15 protein-coding genes are annotated in these 17,475 nt (G+C 74.2%); 3 read left to right on the top strand and 12 right to left on the bottom strand.

Annotated features, from left to right (window positions below):
* Positions 1-48 precede the first annotated feature (48 nt).
* Positions 49-1,749 carry an ABC1 kinase family protein gene (locus AC4BG9_RS09310; protein ID WP_490570814.1) on the bottom strand — a complete coding sequence of 567 codons (1,701 nt, stop codon included), beginning with the start codon at positions 1,747-1,749 and terminating at the stop codon, positions 49-51.
* A gap of 77 nt (positions 1,750-1,826) precedes the next feature.
* Here AC4BG9_RS09310 and AC4BG9_RS09315 point away from each other — a divergent pair, with 77 nt between their 5' ends.
* Both AC4BG9_RS09315 and AC4BG9_RS09320 read left to right on the top strand, forming a co-directional pair.
* The gene (locus tag AC4BG9_RS09315) at positions 1,827-2,618 is read left to right on the top strand and encodes a hypothetical protein (RefSeq protein ID WP_490570815.1); all 792 of its coding nucleotides are present in this window, start codon (positions 1,827-1,829) and stop codon (positions 2,616-2,618) included.
* A gap of 24 nt (positions 2,619-2,642) precedes the next feature.
* Entirely contained in the window at positions 2,643-3,872 is a 1,230-nt protein-coding gene (locus tag AC4BG9_RS09320) for an MFS transporter (protein WP_490570816.1), read from the top strand.
* Between the two features lie 7 nt (positions 3,873-3,879).
* Here the strand turns inward: AC4BG9_RS09320 and AC4BG9_RS09325 are convergent, their stop codons facing one another.
* The 5 genes from AC4BG9_RS09325 to AC4BG9_RS09345 all read right to left on the bottom strand — a co-directional run bounded on the left by AC4BG9_RS09325 (position 3,880) and on the right by AC4BG9_RS09345 (position 10,183).
* A complete protein-coding gene (locus tag AC4BG9_RS09325; RefSeq protein ID WP_490570817.1) occupies positions 3,880-4,467 on the bottom strand; it encodes a hypothetical protein in 588 nt (195 codons plus the stop codon).
* A gap of 118 nt (positions 4,468-4,585) precedes the next feature.
* Positions 4,586-5,491 carry a ferredoxin family protein gene (locus AC4BG9_RS09330; RefSeq protein WP_490570818.1) on the bottom strand — a complete coding sequence of 302 codons (906 nt, stop codon included), beginning with the start codon at positions 5,489-5,491 and terminating at the stop codon, positions 4,586-4,588.
* Positions 5,492-5,511: 20 nt separating this feature from the next.
* Positions 5,512-8,481 carry a helix-turn-helix transcriptional regulator gene (locus AC4BG9_RS09335; protein WP_490570819.1) on the bottom strand — a complete coding sequence of 990 codons (2,970 nt, stop codon included), beginning with the start codon at positions 8,479-8,481 and terminating at the stop codon, positions 5,512-5,514.
* Positions 8,482-8,519: 38 nt separating this feature from the next.
* A complete protein-coding gene (locus AC4BG9_RS09340; protein WP_490570820.1) occupies positions 8,520-8,666 on the bottom strand; it encodes a hypothetical protein in 147 nt (48 codons plus the stop codon).
* Between the two features lie 152 nt (positions 8,667-8,818).
* Positions 8,819-10,183, bottom strand: a complete 1,365-nt coding sequence (locus tag AC4BG9_RS09345) for a formimidoylglutamate deiminase (RefSeq protein ID WP_490570821.1) — start codon at positions 10,181-10,183, stop codon at positions 8,819-8,821.
* A 71-nt stretch (positions 10,184-10,254) separates the two neighbouring features.
* On the opposite strand from AC4BG9_RS09345, the gene AC4BG9_RS09350 reads away from it, so the two are divergent.
* Positions 10,255-10,857 carry a nitroreductase family protein gene (locus AC4BG9_RS09350; protein ID WP_490570822.1) on the top strand — a complete coding sequence of 201 codons (603 nt, stop codon included), beginning with the start codon at positions 10,255-10,257 and terminating at the stop codon, positions 10,855-10,857.
* A gap of 16 nt (positions 10,858-10,873) precedes the next feature.
* Here the strand turns inward: AC4BG9_RS09350 and mnhG are convergent, their stop codons facing one another.
* From mnhG to AC4BG9_RS09380, 6 genes are read right to left on the bottom strand one after another with little or no spacing between them, the layout of a single operon-like run.
* Positions 10,874-11,242: a monovalent cation/H(+) antiporter subunit G gene (gene mnhG, locus AC4BG9_RS09355; RefSeq protein ID WP_490570823.1), complete on the bottom strand. Its 369-nt coding sequence runs from the start codon at positions 11,240-11,242 to the stop codon at positions 10,874-10,876.
* On the bottom strand, positions 11,239-11,541 hold the full coding sequence (locus AC4BG9_RS09360; protein WP_490570824.1) for an MrpF/PhaF family protein: 303 nt from the start codon (positions 11,539-11,541) through the stop codon (positions 11,239-11,241). The genes mnhG and AC4BG9_RS09360 overlap by 4 nt, the downstream gene beginning before the upstream one ends.
* Positions 11,538-12,098 (bottom strand): Na+/H+ antiporter subunit E, encoded by a 561-nt coding sequence (locus tag AC4BG9_RS09365; RefSeq protein ID WP_490570825.1) that lies wholly within the window; start codon positions 12,096-12,098, stop codon positions 11,538-11,540. Before AC4BG9_RS09365 ends, AC4BG9_RS09360 begins: the two co-directional genes overlap by 4 nt.
* A complete protein-coding gene (locus tag AC4BG9_RS09370) occupies positions 12,095-13,789 on the bottom strand; it encodes a Na+/H+ antiporter subunit D (protein WP_490570826.1) in 1,695 nt (564 codons plus the stop codon). The genes AC4BG9_RS09365 and AC4BG9_RS09370 overlap by 4 nt, the downstream gene beginning before the upstream one ends.
* Positions 13,786-14,322: a Na(+)/H(+) antiporter subunit C gene (locus AC4BG9_RS09375; RefSeq protein WP_490570827.1), complete on the bottom strand. Its 537-nt coding sequence runs from the start codon at positions 14,320-14,322 to the stop codon at positions 13,786-13,788. The genes AC4BG9_RS09370 and AC4BG9_RS09375 overlap by 4 nt, the downstream gene beginning before the upstream one ends.
* Positions 14,319-17,204 carry a Na+/H+ antiporter subunit A gene (locus tag AC4BG9_RS09380; protein WP_490570828.1) on the bottom strand — a complete coding sequence of 962 codons (2,886 nt, stop codon included), beginning with the start codon at positions 17,202-17,204 and terminating at the stop codon, positions 14,319-14,321. The genes AC4BG9_RS09375 and AC4BG9_RS09380 overlap by 4 nt, the downstream gene beginning before the upstream one ends.
* Positions 17,205-17,475 lie beyond the last annotated feature (271 nt).

Below are 17,475 nucleotides of genomic sequence, written 5' to 3' on the forward strand. Positions count from 1 at the left end.
GCAGGAAGGGACCGGGATTGTTCCGGCGCGGAGGAACTATTTCCACACCTAGGCGCGATCACCGGGGCGGGACCGCGGCCGGGCCGCGACCTTGCGGTCGGTGGAGACGATCCAGACCGTCAGCGCGACGCCGGCGAGCACCGCCAGGGTGAAGAAGGTGAGCGCCACCCCGGGCACGCCGAAGATCGTCGGCCCTTCGTCGACCCGCATCATCAGCGAGGCGCCGACCAGCATCGCCGCGATCACCAGACCCAGGGTGAGCCGGTTGGCGACCCGCTGAAGCACCGTGTGGAGCCGCTCCTCGTCGATGGCGTCGACGCGGATCACGAACTCGCCGTCGGCGAGGTTGTCCATGATCCGGTTGGCCCGCTTGGGCAGCAGCTTGGTGAACTCCTTGGCCTCGATCGCCGAGGCCATCAGCCCGCCCGCGCTCACCTTCATCCCGCTGGTCAGGAGGCTGCTGACGTTGTCGCGCAGCGCCGCGGCCGGCGAGAAGTCCGGGTCCAGCCGCAGGGTGGAGGCGTCGAGGTTGAGCAGCGCCTTGCCGATCATCGACATCTCCGCCGGCGGGCGCAGCCCGTGCACGCCGGAGACCCGGCTGAGCTCCACCAGGACCGACCCGGCCTGCAGCTCGGGGCCGGCGTTGACCGCCTCGGAGACCAGGTGGGAGACGTCGTTGCGGAAGGCGCCGGCGTCGTAGTCGGAAAGCTGGTGGCCCATCTCGGCCAGCACGGTGGCGACCTCCTCGCCGTCGCCGTCGGTGATCGCCAGCAGCAGCCGCACCACCTTCTCCTGCAGCTTGGGCGCGACGGTGCTGACCATCCCCAGGTCGAGCAGGGCCAGCCGGTCGTCGTCGGTGAGCAGCAGGTTGCCCGGGTGCGGGTCGGCGTGCAGCACGCCCTCGGAGAGCATCAGCTCGAGGTAGCAGGCGAAGAGCTGCTCGACCACGGGCGTGGTGTCCCGCTCGACCTGGGAGAGCCGGCCCAGGTCGGTCACCTTGCGGCCCTCGATCCGGTCCATGGTGAGCACCCGGCGGGTGCAGTGGGTCGGCACCGGCTGCGGGACGACGAGCAGGTCGTAGCCCGCGGTGAGCTCGCCGAAGCGGACCAGGTTGCGCGCCTCGCGTCGGTAGTCCAGCTCGCCGGCGAGGGTCTTGCGGAACTCGGTGACGAGCTTCTCGAAGCCGTAGCGGCGCCCCACGTCGGTCCGCTTGTCGGCGAGGTGGGCCAGGCTGGTGAGCGTCTCCATGTCGCCGCGGATCGCGTCCCGGGCCTCGGGTCGCTGGACCTTGACCACCACCTCGCGGCCGTTGCGCAGGGTGGCCGCGTGGACCTGGCCGAGCGAGGCCGCGGCCAGCGGCTCGGGGTCGAAGCTGCCGTAGAGGTCCTCCAGCGTCCCGCCGAGCTCCCCCTCGACGATCTCGCGCACCTCCTCGAAGGCGAAGGGCGCGACGTCGTCCTGGAGCCGGGCGAGCGCCTGCGTGTAGGCGGCCGGGAGCAGGTCGAACCGGGTGGAGAGGAGCTGCCCGAGCTTGATGTAGGTCGGCCCCATCGCCTCCAGGTCGCGGGCGAAGGCCTCCGCCCGGGCGTCGTCCCCGCCGGCCAGCGGCTCGTCGTCGACGCTGAACTCGTCGAGCTCCATGCCGCGCAGCAGGTCGGAGCGGCCGTGACGGTAGGCCAGCCGGGCCAGCCGCGCGTAGCGCCGGGCCGGGGAGGGAGGCGTGGTCGCGGTCCGCGGGGAGCTGCTCATGGGCTCAGAGAATGCCACTAAACACCGACTGCCCCGGTTCCCATCCGCCCAGCGGCGCGGCTCGGTACGGTGGCCGGATGGTGGCACGGCTCGGTGGGCGGCCCGCCGCCCTGGCGGGGCTGGTGCTCGTGCTGCTGGCGGGACTCGCCGTGGCGGGCGCCGTCCTGGTCACCCGCGACGGCCGCGCCGACCGGCCCGGCGGACGCGAGGCCACACCGGCCGCCGAGCTCCCGCCCGACCTGCCCGTGGTGGCGCGGTTCGACCTCGACGAGGCACCGGGGGCGCGCGTCTTCCGCGACCGGGTCGGCGGTCTGACGGGGCGGGTGGGCCCCGACGTCACCACCACCGGCCGCCACCACCTCTTCGGATGGGTCCAACCGCACTCGGGGGTCTTCCCCGGCCACACCGACCTGGTGCCGGCGGGACGCCGGCTGCACCGGCTGCTCAACCCCGGCTCGGCGTCGTTCTCCTTCACCATCCGCTACCAGACCCGGCACCGGTTCGGGAACATCATGCAGAAGGGCCAGGGCGAGGCCGAGGGCGGATACTGGAAGCTCGAGAACCCCGAGCGGGCACCGCGCTGCATGTTCCGCGGGGCGGACGGGCGGACCCGCACCGGCTACCTCGACGGCTTCGACGAGGGCGCCCGCCTCTCCCCCGGCTGGCACACCCTGACCTGCGTCCGCACCCCGGAGTGGGTGCAGATGTGGGTGGACGGGGTGGCCCAGCCGCGCGCGTACGGCGCCACCGGGGTGATCCGCAACGACCGGCCGCTCTCCCTCGGCGGCAAGTCGGCCTGCGACGCCCGCCGGATCACCTGCGACTACTTCTCCGGCCGGATCGACTGGATCGAGTTCCGCAAGGGCTGACTCCGGGTGAGGCAGACTTCCCCGGTGCCCTCCGACCAGCCGCCGTTCCGCCTGCGGGACGTCGCCCTCACCGCCTACGGCCCGACGATCGTCAACTCGATCGGCCACGGCGCCGTGCTGCCGGTGCTGGCCCTGCGGGCGCGCGAGCTCGGGGCGGACGTGCCCACCGCCGCACTGGTGGTCGCCCTGGTCGGCCTGGGCAGCCTGGCCACCGCCCTGCCCGTCGGCGCGCTGATCGCCCGGATCGGCGAGCGCCGGGCCCTGGTGCTGTCCGGGTTGCTGGACGCCGCGGCGATGGTCGCCGCGGCGCTGGCCACCTCCTGGCCGGCGCTGGCGGTCGCGGTCACGGTCAGCGGGATGGCCTGGACCACCTTCCTGGTGGCCCGCCAGGGCTACCTGATCGACGTGGTGCCGCAGTCCTACCGCGCCCGGGCCATGTCGGGGCTCGGCGGCAGCCACCGGATCGGGCTGCTCGTCGGCCCGCTGCTCGGCGCCGGGCTCATCCACCTGACCGACCTGCGGGCCGTCTTCGTGCTCGCCGCGGTCGCGTCGCTGGCGAGCGCGGCGATGGCCCGGCTGATGCCCGACCTCGGCGGCGAGGAACGGGCCCGCGCCAAGGAGACCGGTCACCTCTCCGTGCTCGGCGTCGTCCGCCGGCACCGCCGGGTGCTGGCCACCCTGGGCGTGGCGGTGGTGGTGATCAGCGCCAGCCGGGCGCTGCGCACCGCCCTGCTGCCGCTCTGGGCCGAGCACGTCGGGATGAGCGCCAGCACCACCTCGCTGGTCTTCGCCGTCGCGGCGGCGGTCGACGTCGCGTTCTTCCTCCCGGGCGGCTGGCTGATGGACACCCGGGGCCGGACGGCGGTGGCGGTCCCGGTGGTCGGCGCGGTGGCGCTGGCCTGCTTCCTGCTGCCGCTGGCCACCAGCACCTGGTCGGTCGCGGCCGTGATGGTGCTGATCGCGGTCGGCAACGGACTCGGCTCGGGGATCAACATGACCCTCGGCGCGGACGCCGCGCCCACCGCCGGCCGCTCGCAGTTCCTCGGCGCGTGGCGCCTGTGCGGCGACCTCGGGGTCAGCGGCGGCCCGTTGCTGGTCGGGGCGGCCGCCGCGCTGCTGCCGCTGGCCGGCGTGAGCCTGGCGCTCGGGGCGCTGATGAGCGTGGGCACCGTCTGGGTCGGGTACTGGACCGCCCGGGTCGACGCCCGGCGCCGGGCCGACGCCGCCGACGCCGCCGGCGGGGCACGACCCTGAGGCCGGGTCAGCCGACCTGGACGACGACCTCGTTGGACTCCAGCCCGGTCTCGGAGTCGACGACGCGGAACTTGTTCTCCCCGGTCTGGCCGGTCATCACGTAGGTGCCGAAGCTCTCGCCCTCGACCGAGACGGTGACGGGGAAGTTGCTCCACGCGCCGTCCTCGAAGCGCTGCACCTGGAGGATCGACCCGCCGCCCTGCACGTAGGTCCCGGACAGGTCGATCTGCTGCATCGCCCCGACGGCGCTCTGGCTGGCGGTGAGGGTGATCGCCTTCTCCGGGGCCGCGGTCTCCGACGCGGTCTCGGAGGACTCCGGGGCCGCGGTCACCGAACCCGTGGGGACCGGGCCGTTGGGGTCGAGGGTGATCTGCGGGCCGCTCGGGCTGGCCGTCTCGGAGAACTGCGGCAGCGTCAGCGTCTCGCCCGCGGTGGCCCCGACCTTCGTCTGGCCCTCACCGCCGTCCAGGCCGAGCATCTTGGTGCCGACCAGCACCATCACACCGGCCAGCACGCCCACGACCAGCGCGACACCGGCCAGGGCGAGCAGGCCCGTGAGCACGGGGCGCTCCTCGGACTCGGGACGGTCGCTCACCTGGTGCTCCTGATCGATCGGGCGGGTCTGTGCCGCTCTGGCCGGTCTGGCCGGTCTGTGCTCTGCGGGCCCGTGTCGGCGACCCGCGGGTCATTGTTCCATCCCGACGCGAAGGCGGTCACCTGCTCGGACCAGATGGCGCCCGCCCGGCCGCCACCACCTCGTGGACGGAGGCCGGCTTGGCCTTCAGATCGGCGCAGCTGAGCCGGCGCGGCTCGCCCCGCCGGCTGACCACGCCCACCTGCCAGGGCTCGCCGTCGGCCAGCAGCCGGACCACCCCGTCGCGCTCCCCCACGACCACCACGTCGCCCAGCTCGTCGTGGCCGGTCTCCTCGACCACGTGCAGCTGCGCCACCTGGGCCGCCGGGCTGAGCCCCACCCGGCCGCGCGAGAAGCCGACCGGGTGCCGGCCGGCCCCGAGCTCCTCGACCGCCAGGACCGCCGACTCCGGGTCGAGGCGGCCCAGGGTGATCGCGCTGGGGAGGGCCAGCAGGGTGGCGGAGAACCTGTGGCCGCCCAGGTGGGTGGTCTCCCAGGTCTCCTCCGGCCAACGGGCGGCCAGGGCTGCGGTCACGGGGCGGCCGCGCTCGGCGCAGCACAGGTCGCGGCGGCCGTTGGTGCAGACCAGCAGCAGCTCCCCGTCGTACGGCGTGAGCCCGGGGCTGCGCCCCTGCGCGAGGGCCGCCAGGTCGAGGCCCAGCACCTCGGCGGCGTCGGCCAGCACGGTCGTCTCGATGCTCACCCGCTCCGGCTCCACCACGACGGTGAAGACCCGCACCCCAGGCCCCGAGATCCCGCCGTGGCGGCGGATCAGCTGGACCCGCACCCCGGGCAGGCCGTCGAGCCCGGCGCGCACCTCCTCGGGCAGGCGACTCTGGGCGAGCGCCTTGGAGCCCCAGGACCCGGCGTGCTCCAGGAGGAGGAAGGCCCGCTCGGTCGGCGCGGTGCCCGCCAGCGGCTCGCCGTCGCGACGGCTGGCGGTGGTGCAGCGGAAGGTCGGGTCGGGGGCCGGGGAGGGTGGCACCCGGCCGATTCTGCCGGACCTCAGGTGAGCAGCCCGCGGCGGCGGGCCACGGCGACGGCCTCGGTCCGCGAGGCGGCGCCCAGCTTGCCGAGGATGTTGGAGACGTGGACGCTGACCGTCTTGGTGGCGATGAAGAGCTGCTTGCCGATCTCGCCGTTGCTGCGCCCCTCGGCGACCAGCGCGAGGATCTCGCGCTCCCTCGGGGTGAGGGCGGCGCCGGCCCGGCCCGGGGCCCGGGCGCCCTGCGGGGCGGCACCGAGCGCGTGCAGCGCGGCGAGCAGCGGTGGGGCCTCCAGCACCGCGGCCGCCTCACGCACCTGGTCGGCCACCTCCCGGGCAGCCTCCAGGTCGCCCTCGTGGCGGAGCACCTCCACCAGCCGCAGCCGCGCGCGGGCCAGCTCGTGGACATGGCCGAACGCCGCGAGCTCGGTCTCGGCGCGGCGCCAGGCGGCCAGCAGGTCGGCGCAGCGGACCGGCTCGCTCCCGGGCGGGTCCACCTGCGCGAGCCAGCGCCAGCGCAGGTGCTCGGCCTCCAGCCGGACCGCCCAGGCCCGGGTCTCCGGCCCGTAGGTGAGGTCCTCGTCGTGCAGGTAGCCGACCACCTGGCGCCCGTCGTCGAGGAGCCGGTCGGCGGCGGCCCGGTGCTCCTCACGCTCGGCCGCGGACTGCCGGGACGCGGCGGTGCCCAGCACGCCGAGCGTCTGCGCGGCGAGCCGCAGCCGGGCCTGGAAGAGCTCGCGCCACAGCCGGCCGAGGTTGGCCACGACCTGGCCGTAGGTGGCCAGGGCGGCCGCGGCGTCGCCGGCCTGCTCGGCCAGCTCCAGCTCCGCACCGGCCGCGTGCAGGGCGACCAGCCCGTCCTGGCCCCAGAAGTCGCGCAGCTCGGCCAGCCGCTCGGCCGTGCCGGAGAGCCCCCGGGCGGCGCCCACTCCCGCCCCGAAGGTGTCGAGGGTCGCGGCGATCAGCGGCGAGGGGGCCTGCCGGGACTGCGCCGCCGCCTCCAGGACCTCCGCCCAGCGGCCCCGCACGTAGCGCGCGGCGGTGGCCATCACCAGCGCGTCGAAGGAGTACGGCGCCCAGCGCAGGCCCACCTCGCGCCCGAGCGCGAGACCCGCGTCGAAGAGCTCAACCGCCTCCTCGAGCTCGCCGCGATCCTGGTGCAGCCGCCCGAGCGTGTAGTGACCGCGCATCTCGGCCTTGACCGCGCCGCTGGCCCGGGCCTGGGCGATGACCTCGCCCATCGCCTCGACCACGTCGTCGCCGAGGTGCTCCTGGCGCAGGCCGGCCAGGGTGGTCAGGATGTCGGCGCTGAGCCTCGGCAGGTCGAGCCGCTGGGTCATCGCCAGGGCGGCGGTGCCGACCTCGCGGGCCTCGTCCTCGAAGCGGTGGCCGGAGAGGATGCGGGCGTAGATCGCGTGGGTGCGCACCTGCTGGGCCTCGGTGCCGTCGGCGACGAGCGCCATCGCCTGGCGGATCATCCCGAGCTCGTCGTCGTTCTCCTCGAACTGGTAGACGTTGATCGCCAACTGGGCGAGGATCCGGCCCTTGTCCACGGCGCCGACGCCGTCGGGCAGGTCGGCCAGCGTGGAGCGGAGCAGCGCCTGGGCACGCTGGGCGTGGCCGGCGCCGGTGAGGGCGTCGCTGGCCCGGAGCACCAGGTCGGCGTGGTTGATCCCGACCTCCTGCTCCAGCGCGGCCACCAGCGCCGGGTCGGCGGCCAGCTCGAGCGCCTGCAGGTAGTGCTGGGCCGCCTCGTCGGGGCCACCCACCTGCATGGCGGCCGCTCCCGCCTCGACGCTGGCGCGCAGCGCGGTCGGGAGGTCCTGGCCGAGGCGGGCGTGCCGGGCCAGCTCCGCGGAGGTCCCGGGAGTCTGCCCCTGCTGGAGGACCCGGGCGTACGCGGCGTGCCGGCGCACCCGCTCACCGGGGAGCAGGTCGTCGTAGACCGCCTCGGCCAGCAGCGCGTGGCGGAAGGAGTAGGTGTCGTCGCGCTCCGCCTCGAGCACGTGGCGCTCGACGGCCGTGCGCAGCGCCTCCTCCAGCGCCCGCTGGTCGAGCCCCGAGACCGCGGCGAGCAGCTCGTGCCCCACCCGGCGGCCGGCGACCGCGGCGGTGCGCACCACCTCCTGGGTGTCGGCGTCGAGCCGGTCGAGCCGGACCAGCAGCAGGTCGGCGAGGTCGGCCGGCACACCTCCGGTGGCCCAGGTCGCGCCCACCAGCTCCTCCACGAAGAAGGCGTTGCCCTCCGCCCGGTCGACGATGTCGTCGACGTCGGTCGCGGTGATCGGGTCGGGGTGCAGGGCGTGCACCAGCGAGCGCACCGCACCGGCGTCCAGCGGCTCCAGCACCATCCGGTCGACCCGCAGCCGCGACCACTCCGCCACCTGCCGGCGCAGCGGGTGGCGGCGGTGCAGGTCGTCGACCCGGTAGGAGACGACGACGGCGACCCGGCCGGTGAAGGTCCGCGCGAAGAGGAAGCTGAGCAGGTCCCGGGTGGACTGGTCGGCCCAGTGCGCGTCCTCGACGACCACCAGCAGCGGCTGGCTCTGCGCGGCCCGGTCCAGCAGGAGGTGCATCGCCTCGTAGAGGTCGCCCCGCTCGAGCGAGCCGTCGGCTCCCGTGTCGCCGCCCGCACGCACCCGGCGGCCGGGTTGGAGCCGGCGCAGCACGGGCCGGTCGCTCGTCGTCGCCTCGACGACGGCCGGGGCCTCGGCGGAGAGCCGGCCCAGGATCTCGGAGAACGGGAGATAGGGCAGCGCCGAGTCGGAGAGGTCGAGGCAGTGCCCGGCCACCACCTGCCAGCCCGCCCCCACGGCCCGGTCGCGCAGCTCGGTCAGCAGCCTGGTCTTGCCCACGCCGGCGTCGCCGCCGAGCAGGAGCGCGGTCGTGGGAGAGGCGGGGGGCGTGGCCGGTGCGGCGATGCCGAGCCGGGCGCAGAGCTCTCCCAGCTCGGCCTCGCGTCCGACCATCTCGACGCTTCGATGAGGCACGTCGTCCATCATGGCGTGCCGCGCCGACACGCGCTGACTCAGCGCATGTCCTCGGAGCCGCGCAGCGGCCCCTGCCAGCGGCGGAGGCGGCGAGACCCCTTCCTGCGACCCTGGCCGAAGGTGCGGCGCGCCCGCTCGGTGCGGTAGGCGACCTCGCTCTGGATGAAGTAGTCGTTGGTCTGCATGACGGGTTCCCTTCCTCGTGGTGACGAGGACGAATCTCCGCTCCTGAGGTAGGGCGTCACATCGGGCTGGTGCCCTAACCGCGGCGGCCGCCCCTGCCCCACGCGCTGCCCCCGCTACCTCAGAGCCGCCTCACGGCTACCTCAGCGCTGCCTCAGGCGAGCAGGCGGCGGACCACCGCGTCGAGCTCGTGGCCCACCTCGGCGACCTCCCGCGCGACGACCCAGCCGTCGACGACCACGTGGGTGACGTCGGCCGCCGCGGCGGCGAAGACGACGGTGGCTGCGTCCGCACCGGTGCCCGCGGTCCGGACGCTGCGGCTGTCGAGGGTGACCAGGTCGGCCCGGCGACCCACCGCGATCTCACCCGCGTCGTCCCAGCCCAGGGCGGCGTGGCCCCCCACCGCGGCGGCCACCAGCTCCTCGGCCCGCCAGTGGCCCCGCCGCTGGGTGGCGAGCCGCTCGTGCAGCTCCACCGCCCGCATCTCCTCGAAGAGGTCGACCACCGCCTGGCTGCCGGAGCCCAGGGTGACCGGGGAGCCGGCCTCGAGGATGCGGCGGGCCGGCCCCACCCCGTCGGCCAGGTCTCGCTCGGTGGTCGGGCACAGCGACACGGAGGTGCCGGTGACGCCGAGCAGGCCGACGTCCCAGGTGTCCACGTGGGTGGCGTGCACGGCGGTGGTGCGGGTGCCCAGCACCCCGGCCTCGTGCAGCAGCCGCGTCGGGGAGACGCCGTACGCCGCCCGGCAGGCCTCGTTCTCCGCCGCCCGCGCCGAGAGGTGGACGTGGAGCGGCCGGCCTGCCGCCGCCTCCGCGACGAGACGCAGCTGGTCGCGCGGGACCGCCCGCACGGAGTGGATCGCCGCACCGACCCGTGCGTGGTCGAGCCCGGAGAGGGACTTCGCCTGCGCCTCCATCCGCAGCGCCCACCGGTCGGCGTCACCGTCGCTGCAACGGAGCCGGGCCCCCTGCACCGGCTCGCCGAAGTCGCCGGCGAGGTAGCAGGAGTCGAGCAGGGTGATCCGGATGCCGGCCTCGCGGGCCGCCTCCACCAGCGCCGTCCCCATCACGTTGGGGTCCTCGTAGGGCCCGCCCCCGGGCTGGTGGTGCAGGTGGTGGAACTCCCCCACCGCGGTGATCCCGGCCGCCGCCATCTCCCGGTAGACCCCCCGTGCCAGCTCGAACATCGAGTCGGGGTCCAGCCGCTCGGCGACGTCGTGCACCTGCTCGCGCCACCCGGGAAGTCCGCCCCCGCGGTGCGTGCGGCCGCGCAGCGCCCGGTGGAAGGCGTGGCTGTGGGTGTTGGCCAGGCCGGGCAGGGTCAGCCCGGCGCGCGGGGTGGGGTCCGTCTCCCCGGCCGACTCCGAGGAGCCCGGGGAGACCTCCACCCGGGAGAAGCGGCCGCCCGTCACCTCCACCAGCACGTCGTCCTGGAACCGGCCACCGACCCAGGCCCGCTCCAGCAGGTAGGAGGTGTCGGGGCCGGGTGCCGGCGTCGGCCACGTCTCCTCGAAGGTCACAAGCCCAGTGCACCGCGCGCGGCGACCGGGGTCAATCGACACGACGGAGCGCGGACCGGGAGGATGGAGGGGTGGAGTTCTCCGAGGTCGTACGCCGTCGCCGCATGGTCCGCCGCTACGCCGACGCCCCGGTGGCCCCGGAGCAGGTCGACCGGATGCTCGCGCACGCCGTCCGGGCCCCCAGCGCCGGCTTCTCCCAGGGCTGGGCGTTCCTGCGGCTGGACCGCCCCGAGGACGTCGCGCGGTTCTGGCGCGCCACCTCGCCCGACCCCGGCGCCACCAGCGCCTGGCTGGAGGGGATGCGCACCGCGCCGGTGGTGCTGGTGCCGCTGGCCTGCCGCGACGCCTACGTGGCGCGCTACGCCGAGCCCGACAAGGGGTGGGACCCCGGCGCCGAGGAGCGCTGGCCGGTCCCGTGGTGGTTCACCGACACCGCGATGGCCTCGCTGCTGATCCTGCAGACCGCGGTCGACGAGGGCCTGGGCGCCTGCTTCTTCGGCATCCCACCGGAGCGGGTGGCGGCGTTCCGCGAGGAGTTCGGGGTGCCGGCCGACCACGCCCCGCTGGGGGCGATCACCGTCGGGCACCCCGACCCCACGACCCCGCCCGGCGGCTCCCCGACCCGCCGGCGGCGCCGGCCGCTCGACGACGTGGTGCACCGCGGCCACTGGTGAGGCGCGGATCCCCGCCTCAGGGCGCCCCGCGCCCGCCGTCCCAGTCGTGCTGGTTCTCGGTGAGCTCGTCGACGACGAGCAGGTCCTCGCGCACCTGACCGGCCCGGAACGAGGCCCGGCCCACCATGTGGCTGGAGACCACGCTGGTGGCCATCTGCAGGATCACCACCAGGGCCAGCATTCCGAGCACCGACGGGTCGCGCAGCCGCAGCGCCAGCCCGAGCACCACGAAGGAGAGGCCGATCACCTGCGGCTTCGTCGCGGCGTGCATCCGGCTCAGCAGGTCGGGCAGCCGGACCACGCCGATCGCGGCCACCAGGGCGAACCCGGCCCCCACCAGCAGGCAGACCGCGGAGGCGACGTCCAGCACCGTCTCGAGGCTCATGGCTGACCACCCTCCTCCTGCTGGTCGTTCTCGGCCTCCACGTCGTCCACGCCGCTGGCGTAGCGGGCCACCGCGACCGACCCGACGAAGCCGACGGCGGCCAGGCACAGGAGCGCGGGCAGCGCCACGACGCTCTCCTGCTGCGCCGACCACACCGCCATCCCGCAGACCATCACCGACATCATCACGTCGAGCGCCATGCTGCGGTCCAGGATGGTGGGGCCGACCGTCACCCGGACGATCAGCAGGCCGGCGGCCACCACCAGGATCCCCGCGGCGACCATGAGGACGACCGTCATCGGGCCTCCTCCTCCTCGGTGATCGGCTCGAAAGCCGCCAGGAAGCGCGCCTCGACCGCCAGGGCCTCGCGCCGGAAGCGCTCCACGGCCTCGAGGTCGGGCACGTCGAGCACGTGCAGGTAGAGGGTGTGGGTGGAGCGTCGCGCCTCCACCACCACGGAGCCCGGCACCAGGCTCAGCATGGCCGCGACGCCGGTGAGCACGAAGTCGGAGGAGCTGTGCAGGTCGACCGCGATCACCGCGTTGCGGACCTGGCGGCGCCGCAGCACCACCAGGGTGACGTCGATGCTGGCCCGGACCACGTCGACCACGAACCGCAGCGCCAGCAGGAGCAGGCGGAACGGGTGGACCCTGGCCTCCAGCCGCACCGGCGGCAGCGGGAACGCGAGGCAGACCAGCACCGCCACGAGCAGCCCGGAGACGACCAGCAGCGGCGACACGTCGCCCCACAGCGCCAGCCAGACCAGCGTCAGCCAGATCAGGGCGAACGGCTGGAGCGGGCGGTAGCGGGCCGGCCGCACCGATCCGTCGCGGCGCACGCGCGTGCGGGGGCTCACCGGCCACTCTCCGGGAGGACGGCCGAGAGGTACGGCGTCCGCTCGACGAGGTCGCGGGCGGCCCGGTCGGTGAACTCGAAGAGCGGCCCGGCCACCACGGTCAGCAGCACCGAGAGCGCCACCAGGGCGGCCGCCGGCGCGGTCATGCTGGGCGGGGTGGTGCGGCTGTCCTCACCGGCCTCGATCAGCTGGTAGAAGTCCCGCTCGGGCTCGTCGTCGTCGGCGAGCCGTCGCGACTCCGAGAGCACCTGGGCGCTGAGCACGCCACCGGAGGTGTGCACGTGGCCGCGGTGCTCGACCCGGGGCCGGGTGTCGTGGCCCGGCAGCGGGTCGGCGCCGACGTCCTCGATGTCGGCGAGCGCCTCGTGGGCCTCCAGCGGCGTGCGCCAGAAGGCGACCGCCCAGGTCTTGGCCACGGCGTACAGGGTGAGCAGGCTGGTGGCCACGCCCGCGACGATCAGCGTCCAGGCCAGCGGGGTGCCGAGGTCCTGGGCGGCCTGGAGCAGCCCGACCTTGCCGATGAAGCCGGAGAACGGCGGGATGCCGGCCAGGTTCATCGCCGGGATGAAGAAGAGCACCCCGAGCAGCGGCGCGATCCGGGCGAGGCCGCCGATCCGCACCAGGGAGGTGCTGCCGGCGCGGCGTTCGACCAGGCCGATGACGAGGAACAGCGCCGTCTGCACCGTGATGTGGTGGACGACGTAGAACATCGTCGCCGACGCCCCGGCGACCCCCGCCACCGCGATGCCGAGCACCAGGTAGCCGATGTGGCTGACCAGGGTGAAGGAGAGCATGCGCTTGACGTCGGACTGCGCGATGGCGCCGAGGATGCCGACGACCAGGGTCAGCAGGGCCACCCAGAGCAGCATGTCGGTCAGCGGGCTGTGCGGGAAGATCAGCATCTGCATGCGCAGGATGGCGTAGATGCCGACCTTGGTCAGGAGGCCGGCGAAGACGGCCGTGACGGGTGCCGGCGCGGTGGGATAGCTGTCGGGCAACCAGAACGACAGCGGGAAGATCGCCGCCTTGATGGCGAAGGTGGTCAGCAGCAGCAGCTGGAGCATCAGCGAGACGTGCGGCGGCAGCTCGGCGACCCGCTCGGCCAGGTGGGCCATGGTCAGGGTGCCGGTGGCGGCGTAGGTCGCGGCGATCGAGATCAGGAACAGCGACGAGGAGAGCAGCGCCACCAGGACGTAGATGGTGCCGGCCCGGATCCGGGGGCCGGTGCCGCCGAGCGTCAGCAGCACGTAGCTGGCGAAGAGCAGCATCTCGAAGCTGACGAAGAGGTTGAAGAGGTCGCCGGCCAGGAAGGCGTTGGCCACGCCGGCGACCAGCACCAGGAACGTCGGGTGGTAGATCGACAGCGGCGCGGACTCCTCGTCCTCGACCATGCCCTGGCCGATCGAGTAGCCGAGGACGGCCAGGGTCACCAGGGAGCTGACCAGCACCATCAGCGCGGCCAGCCGGTCGGCGACGAGCACGATGCCCACCGTCTCGGGCCACTGCCCCACCCACATCACCTGCGGGCCGGACTGGTCGGCCTCGACCAGGAGCACCGCGGCGATCACGGCGTTGGCCACCAGCACGACCAGGCTGAGCCAGCGCTGGAGCCGGGGCTTGTGGGTCATCACCAGGCTGATGCCGGCTCCGAGGAGGGGCAGCAGGACCGGCAGCGGGACCAGGAGGCTCATGAGTGACCCACCCCGTCCTCCTCCTCGCGCCGGGCCACGACGGCCACGTCGCCCTCGGCGCCGAGGCCGGGCTCCGGCTCGTCCACGAGCTCTCCTTCTGCGAAGTCGCTGGACTGGTCGACCTCGTCGGGGTCGTCGCTCGCCGCCGAGTAGGCCTGCGAGGTGACGTCGGAGGCCGCGAGCCGCCGGATCATGGCGTCCTCGACGTCGTCCTGGACGTCGTCGTGGCCGGTCAGCTGCCAGCTCCGGTAGGCCATGGCCAGCACGAAGGAGACGGTGGCCAGGGTGATCACGATGGCGGTCAGCACCAGGGCCTGGGGAAGCGGGTCCGAGATCGTCTCCTCGGACCCCTCGACCACGATCGGGGCGGCCCCGCCGGGCCCCCCGGAGACCAGGAAGGCCAGGCTGACCCCGTTGCCCATCATCATCAGGCCGACCAGGACCCGCGACAGGCTCCGCTCGAGCAGCAGGTAGACCCCGCAGCCGATCAGCGCCGAGGAGGTCAGCACCAGGGTCAGGTTGACGTCGTTCATCGGCCCTCGCTCTCCGCGGTCTCGGCCGCTCGCAGGTCGCGGATCACGTGCCGGTCGATCTGGGAGCCGAGGGCGCGCAGCAGGTCCAGGACCAGCCCGACCACGACGAGGTAGACCCCGATGTCGAAGAAGACCGAGGTGACCAGGTGGATCTTGCCCAGCAGCGGGACCGTGAGGTCCACGATCGCGGTCTGCAGCACCGCGGCACCGAAGGCCAGCGGCACGATGGCGGCCACCGCGGCCACCGCCAGGCCCCCGCCGATCAGCTTGCCGGCGTCGACCGGGGCGGCCTCGTCGAGCTCGTAGCGGCCACCGGCGAGGTAGCGCAGCACCAGCGCCAGCCCGGTCACCATCCCGGCCGCGAACCCACCGCCGGGATCGTTGTGGCCGGCCAGCAGCAGGTAGATCGAGATCATCAGGATGGTGTGGAAGACCAGCCGGGTGATGACCTCGAAGATGATCGAGCGGTTCTCCGGCGCGAGGGTGCGCGGGGCGGGGAGCCAGGCGCGCTTGCCGGCGACCTTGGGCTCCTTGCGGACGCCCGCGGGGTAGGGGATCTCGTGCACCCGGCGGATGCCGGTCCCCCGGGTGTCGAGGAAGACCAGGCTGGCCACGCCGGTCGCGGCGGCCACCAGCACGGCGATCTCGCCGAGGGTGTCCCAGGCCCGGACGTCGACCAGGATGACGTTGACGATGTTGTGGCCACCGCCGTAGTCGACGGCAAGCTCGGGCAGGACCGACGAGACCGGCTCGGCGGTCCGGGACGAGGCCCCGACCAGCAGGAACCCGGCGACCGAGACAGCCACGCCGAGGCCCAGCGCCATCCGCAGGTAGCGGCGGCGGGTCAGCGGGCGGTCGGTGAAGTACTCCGGGAGGCGGCGCAGCGCCAGGACGGCGACCACGACCGTGACGGTCTCGACCAGCACCTGGGTCAGCGCCAGGTCGGGCGCTCCCTGGAGGATGAAGAAGAGCGCGGTGCCGTAGCCCGTCGCCCCGGCCAGCAGCACCGCCCGGAGCCGGCGCCGGGCGCGGGTCGCCATCACGGCCGCGACGGCGATCACCACGCCGATCCCCGCCTGAGCCGGTGTCTGCCAGGCGGTCACGTGGATCACGTCGGTGGTCTGCAGCAGCGTGGACCCCGGGACCAGCACCACGACGAGCAGGATCAACGCCAGGTAGGCGGCGGCCGAGCCCCGCTGGACCACACCGGTGACCTCCACCGCCGTCCGGTCGACCGAGCGCATGGTCCACCGGTAGGCACGCTCGAAGGAGAGCTGGTGGGTGAAGGAGAGCTGCCAGCGCAGCACCGCCCCGCGGGCCGCGAAGAGGAGGCCGCCGAGGAGCAGGGCGACTGCGGTGGCGCCCAGCGGGAGCCCGACCCCGTGCCACAGCGAGAGCTCGGCGGTGTGCGCGCCGGGCGGGAACAGGTCGGCCTGCAGCCCGAGCAGCTCGGTGAGCGGCCGGCCGGCGAAGCCCAGGACCAGGGTGAGCGCCGCCAGCAGCACGGGCCCGGCGGCGAAGCCCCAGGGGACGGCCCGCACGGCGGGCTCCTCGGCGACCTCGCGGTTGCCGAAGGCGCCCCACACGAAGCGGGCCGAGTAGGCGACGGTGAGCACCGAGCCCAGCACCACGCCGGCCAGGACGAGCCAGCCCACCGCGGGCGGCAGCCCGGTGCCGTCGCCCTTCTCCGCGACGTCGACCAGGGCGACGAAGACGCTCTCCTTGGCCACGTATCCCAGCAGCGGCGGCACCCCGGCCATCGAGGCGGCCGCCACGGTGGCGGCGACCGCCACCACCGGCATCCGCCGGGCGAGACCGGTGAGGCGGCGCAGGTCGCGGGTGCCGGTGGTGCGGTCGACGAGGCCGACCACCAGGAAGAGGCAGGCCTTGAAGAGGGCGTGGGCCAGCAGCAGTGCCAGGCCGGCCAGCGTCGCGCTGCGGGTGCCGACGCCCAGCACCAGGATCATGAAGCCGAGCTGGCTGACCGTGCCGAAGGCCAGCAGCAGCTTGAGGTCGTGCTGGACCAGCGCCCTGATCCCGCCGAGCAGCATGGTGGCCAGACCCAGGACGATCAGCACCGAGCGCCACCCGGGCACGTCGGCGAAGGCCGGGGCGAGCAGCGCCACCAGGAAGACGCCCGCCTTCACCATGGAGGCGGCGTGCAGGTAGGCCGAGACCGGTGTGGGGGCGGCCATCGCGGCGGGGAGCCAGAAGTGGAAGGGCACCAGCGCCGACTTGCTGATCGCCCCGACCAGCAGCAGGTGGACCGCGACGGTGACCGCCGTCCCGGCCGGCGGGTCGGCCAGGATGGCGCTGATCTGGTAGGTGCCCGCGGCGTTGCCGAGCATGATCGCGCCCACCAGCATCGCCAGGCCGCCGAGCGTGGTCACCAGCAGCGCCTGGATGGCCGCCTGCCGGCTGCTGCGGCGCGTCGGGTCGTGGCCGATGAGCAGGAAGGAGAAGACCGTGGTCAGTTCCCAGAAGACGTAGGTGAGCAGCAGGTCGTCGGAGAGGACCAGGCCCAGCATCGCCGCGACGAAGGCGGTCAGCACGCCGGCGAAGCGGGGCACGCCCGCACTGTCGTCGTGGAAGTACCAGGTGCAGTAGGCCAGCACCACGGCGCCGATGCCCAGCACCACCATCGCGAGCACCCACTGGAGCGCGCCCAGCGAGAAGGACATCTCCATCCCGATGCTCGGCACCCAGCTCCAGCTCTCGGCCCGGTGACTGCCGTCGAGCACGTCCGGACCCAGGGTGGCCATCCAGGCCGTGCCGGCCAGCACCACCGCCGCGATCGGCGCGAACGCACGACGGCCCCACGCCAGGACCATGGGAGGGCTCACCAACGAGAGACCGAAGAGTCCGGCGATCAGGATCAGCAACAGGGTCGCCCGTCGGGTGGTGGGTGGCTCGTTGGCGTGCGCGCCGCGGCGCGTGGGGTGATTCTACTGAGGCGGCGCTCAACCGCTGCGGCGGTACCGTCCGCCGCGAGGTGGGGGAGTTCAACGCCGCGCTGCGCCGGTGATCACCCGGCAGCGCGACGTCGAGACGGAGGTGGAGCGGTGGCGCGAGCGGCGTCCGGCTCGGGTGGCGGCCCACCGGCGCCGGGAGTGAGCCGGGCGGTCCACCGTGCGAGGTCCCGGCCCCGGCTCG

The sequence above is a fragment of the Nocardioides sp. Z40_12 genome (assembly GCF_058215795.1).